The organism is Bradyrhizobium sp. (assembly GCF_035701725.1).
Lineage (GTDB): Bacteria > Pseudomonadota > Alphaproteobacteria > Rhizobiales > Xanthobacteraceae > Bradyrhizobium.
Window position 1 is genome coordinate 1 of record NZ_DASSRP010000120.1, and the last position, 4,270, is coordinate 4,270.

The 4,270-nt window shown below is 63.0% G+C and carries 4 protein-coding genes; 3 read left to right on the forward strand and 1 reads right to left on the reverse strand.

Features of this window, described 5'->3' with window-relative positions; genetic code table 11:
* Window positions 1–90 precede the first annotated feature (90 nt).
* The 3 genes from mtaB to VFL62_RS06850 all read left to right on the forward strand — a co-directional run bounded on the left by mtaB (window position 91) and on the right by VFL62_RS06850 (window position 3,744).
* On the forward strand, window positions 91–1,368 hold the full coding sequence (mtaB, locus tag VFL62_RS06840) for a tRNA (N(6)-L-threonylcarbamoyladenosine(37)-C(2))-methylthiotransferase MtaB (RefSeq protein ID WP_325171613.1): 1,278 nt from the start codon (window positions 91–93) through the stop codon (window positions 1,366–1,368).
* 131 nt (window positions 1,369–1,499) lie between these two features.
* Window positions 1,500–2,891, forward strand: a complete 1,392-nt coding sequence (locus VFL62_RS06845; RefSeq protein WP_325171614.1) for an MFS transporter — start codon at window positions 1,500–1,502, stop codon at window positions 2,889–2,891.
* A 19-nt stretch (window positions 2,892–2,910) separates the two neighbouring features.
* Window positions 2,911–3,744 carry a shikimate dehydrogenase gene (locus VFL62_RS06850; RefSeq protein ID WP_325171615.1) on the forward strand — a complete coding sequence of 278 codons (834 nt, stop codon included), beginning with the start codon at window positions 2,911–2,913 and terminating at the stop codon, window positions 3,742–3,744.
* Between the two features lie 10 nt (window positions 3,745–3,754).
* Here VFL62_RS06850 and VFL62_RS06855 read toward each other — a convergent pair.
* Window positions 3,755–4,270, reverse strand: a 516-nt coding sequence (locus VFL62_RS06855; RefSeq protein ID WP_325171616.1) for an RNA pseudouridine synthase, incomplete at its 5' end; no start/stop codon positions are given.

Below are 4,270 nucleotides of genomic sequence, written 5' to 3' on the forward strand. Positions count from 1 at the left end.
ATCACGTGCTGATGACGGGAACCGCGACTTTCGAATACGAAAGCCGGTTCGATCCCAAGCTTTTCGAAGCATTGCCGGCGGCGTGAATCCATGTCGCTCAGCGAAACCTCGAACAGCGCGGTCGACGTCGTCAGCTTTGGCTGCCGGCTGAATGCCTGCGAGTCGGAGATCGTTGCGCGCGAGGCGAACCGTGCTGGTGTCACGGATGTCGTGGTCGTCAACACCTGTGCCGTCACGAACGAAGCGGTGGCGCAGGCGCGGCAAACCATTCGCAAGCTGAGGCGTGAACAGCCGAAACGCCGCATCGTCGTAACCGGATGTGCGGCGCAAATCCAACCGCAAATGTTCGCCGAGATGATCGAGGTCGATCGCGTCATCGGCAATGACGACAAGCTGCATGCGGAGACCTGGCGCAAAACGCAATCGGCGCTCGATGCCAGCGATGCCGCTGGCGACAAGATCGCGGTGTCCGACATCATGGCGGTCGCGGCGCAGCCTGCCGCGAGCGGCGCGAGGCCGGCCCGGCCGCGCGCTTATGTGCAGATCCAGAACGGCTGTAACCATCGCTGTACCTTCTGCATCATTCCGTTTGGCCGCGGCAATTCACGGTCCGTACCGATCGCGGATTCGATCGCGCAGGTCCGCGCGCTGGTCGAGCGGGGGCATCCCGAAATCGTGCTGACCGGCGTCGACCTCACGAGCTATGGCGCCGATCTGCCGGATGGCCCCAAGCTCGGCCAGCTGGTCAGGCGGATTTTGCGCGAGGTGCCGGAGCTGAGGCGGTTGCGGATTTCCTCGGTCGATTCGATCGAGGTCGATCGCGATCTGTTGGATGTGATCGCAAGCGAGGCGCGGCTGATGCCGCATCTGCATCTGTCGCTGCAATCGGGCGACGACTTGATCTTGAAGCGCATGAAGCGCCGCCATTCGCGACGGCAGGCGGTCGATTTCTGCGCGCAGGTGCGGCGTCTGCGTCCGGATATCGCTTTCGGCGCGGACATCATCGCCGGCTTTCCGACCGAGACCGAAGAGATGTTCGCCCGTTCGCTCGATCTCGTTGAGGAATGCGATCTGACCTTGCTGCACGTCTTTCCCTACTCGCCGCGTCCAGGGACGCCAGCTGCGCGCATGCCTCAGGTGGAGGGTCGTTCGATCAAGCAGCGCGCCGGGCGATTGCGCGCCGCGGGCGAGGCCGCGTTGCGACGCCGTCTAGAATCCGAGACCGGCAAGACGCGTGAGATTCTGATCGAGAGTGCCACGCAAGGGCGCACCGAGCACTTCCTCCCCGTGGCCATCCGTGGCGAGACGCCAGGCAGCCTGCGGCGGCTCGCGATCGCGGGCCACGACGGCGCACGGCTGGCTGTTTAAGGCCGGGCGAAGTTTCCGTTCAAATTGGCAATTGTGTTATCGGTGCCTCGCGATATGTTCTGTCGAGGGAGCAAAGACTCCAAAGAAATTGCCCGAGCGAACGGCCTTAACAATATCGGGGGAAACACAGGATGACGTCAGGCGATAGCCCGAAGCTTTTGCGCCAATCGAAGATCGCTGCGGCCAGCGGCTGGATCGGATCGACGCTCGAATACTACGATTTCTTCATCTATGCGACCGCGGCGTCTCTCGTCTTTCCGCAGATCTTTTTTCCGTCGCAGAATCCGACGGTGGCGATCGTCGCTTCCCTGGCGACCTACGGTGTCGGTTATGTCGCGCGGCCGATCGGCGCCTTCGTGCTCGGCCATTACGGCGACACCCACGGCCGCAAGAGCGTGCTGGTGCTGTGCCTGTTCCTGATGGGCTGCTCGACCGTGCTGGTCGGCCTGCTGCCGACCTATCAGCAGATCGGCATCTGGGCGCCGGTGCTGCTGGTCGTCCTCAGGTTGATGCAGGGCTTTGCGGTCGCCGGCGAAATTTCGGGCGCAAGCTCGATGGTGCTCGAGCACGCACCATTCGGCAGGCGCGGGTTCTTTGCGAGCTTTACGTTGCAGGGGGTTCAGACAGGGCAAATTCTGGCCGCCGCGGTCTTCCTGCCGATCGCGGCCTATATGCCGAGAGAGGATTTCATCGGCTGGGGATGGCGCATTCCGTTCCTGCTCAGCTTCCTGGTGCTGATCGTTGCCTATCTCATCCGTCGTGAGGTCGCGGAATCGCCCGCGTTCACCAAGGAGAACGAGCAGGGCGCGGTACCAAAGGCGCCGGTGATGCAGGCGTTCAAGACCAGCTGGGCCGATATGTTGCGCGTGGTCTTCATGGCGCTGATGAACACGATACCGGTTGTCGCGACGATTTTCGGTGCGGCCTATGCGGTGCAGCCCGCTTATGGAATCGGCTTCAAGCCGGATGTCTATTTGTGGATTCCCGTGCTCGGCAACATCGCCGCTGTGCTGGTGATTCCGCTGGTTGGCAATCTCTCCGACAAGATCGGCAGACGGCCGCCAATGATCATCGGCTCGCTGGGTTCAGGGCTGCTCGCCTTCGCCTATCTTTACGCGATCAGTATCAAGAACGTGCCGATGGCGATCACTCTTTCGATTCTGATGTGGGGCCTGGTCTATCAGGGTTACAACGCGGTGTTCCCGAGTTTCTATCCCGAACTTTTCCAAACAAGATATCGCGTTTCGGCGATGGCGATCGCGCAAAACATCGGCACCATGATCACGGCGCTGCTGCCGGCGCTGTTCGCCGCCGTCGCCCCTCCGGGATCGACCAATGTGCCCTTGACCATCGGCGCCATCGCTTTTGCCGTCACTGTCATCTCGGCGGCTGCGGCGTTCTCGGCACGGGAAACCTACCGGATTGCGGCCGCCGACCTCGGCGATCCGAACGCCAAACCGATCGAAAAGCAGGACTACGATCGCCAGCGCGCGGCTTCTCTTGCCGGCGCGGCGCCGGCTTGAGCGGATCGATGGAACCGGCATGATCGACGGACGGACGAAGCTGATCGCTCATATCGGCTATCCGACCGAGCCGTTCAAATCGCCGATGATCTATAATCCGTGGTTCGAGGCACGGAAGATCAATGCCGCCGTCGTTCCGATGGGTTGCAAGCGAGAGGACTATCCGGCGTTTCTGAAACTTGTCTTTCGGCTCAGCAACGTCTGCGGGGCGCTCATCACCATGCCGCACAAGGTGACGACGCTTAAACTTGTCGACGACGCCTCCGTGGCGGCCAAGGTCGCGGGTGCCTGCAACGCCGTGAAGATCGATGAGCGCGGCCGAATGATCGGCGACATGTTCGATGGCGAAGGCTTTGTGCGCGGCGTGCAGCGGAAGGGGCGGCGGGTTGCCGGCGCCAGCCTCTTTGTCGCCGGTTGCGGCGGGGTCGGCAGCGCGATCGCGGCCTCGATGGCGAGGGCCGGCGGTGCGCGGCTCGGGCTATATGACGTATCGGGGCCCGCGCTCGGCGCTCTCGTCAATCGCCTCCAGGCGCATTATCCAAATCTCGAGATAATCGCGGGATCGGGCGATCCGGCCGGCTACGATATCGTCGTCAACGCCACGCCGCTCGGCATGGAGAAGGACGATCCGCTTCCGATCGACGTGGACAGGATCTCGCCATCGGCTCTGGTCGGTGAGGTCGCGCTGCAACAGGAGATCACGCCGTTTCTGGCCGCGGCGCGAGCCCAGGGGTGCGAGGTCCAGGTCGGTGTCGACATGCTGTTCGAGCAGATCCCGGCCTATCTGGAGTTCCTGGGCTTCGGAACGACGACGCCGGACGAACTGCGCCGGCTCGCGCAGATTCATTATTGATCGGGCACAGCTATTCGCCGTTCCACCCGCAGGCGCGCAGCCGCTCGCGCATGTGTTCGGGCGCGGGCGCGATCACGCGCACAGGCTCCTTGTTCTTTGAAATGGGAATCCCGATTTCGCGGGAATGCAAATGCAGGCGCGGCTCGCCGAAGCGGGGCCCGTTACCGTAGATGTTGTCGCCGACGATCGGCCAGCCCTGCGCGGCGGAGTGCACGCGCAATTGATGGGTGCGGCCGGTGACGGGCTCAAGCGCCAGCCAGGTCAGGCCGTCGCCGCGTCCCATCACTTTCCAGTTGGTGACCGCCGGCTGCCCTTGCGGATCGACCTTCTGCCACCAGCCGCGCTCGGCGTTGAGTCGGCCGAGCGGCATGTCGATGATGCCGTCATCTTCGTTCGGGCCGCCCTCGACGACCGCCCAATAGGTTTTTGAAATCTTGCCGTGTTTGAACAAAAGCCCGAGCGAGGCCGTTGCCTTGCGGTGGCGTCCCAACACGAGACAGCCCGAGGTGTCCTTGTCGAGCCGATG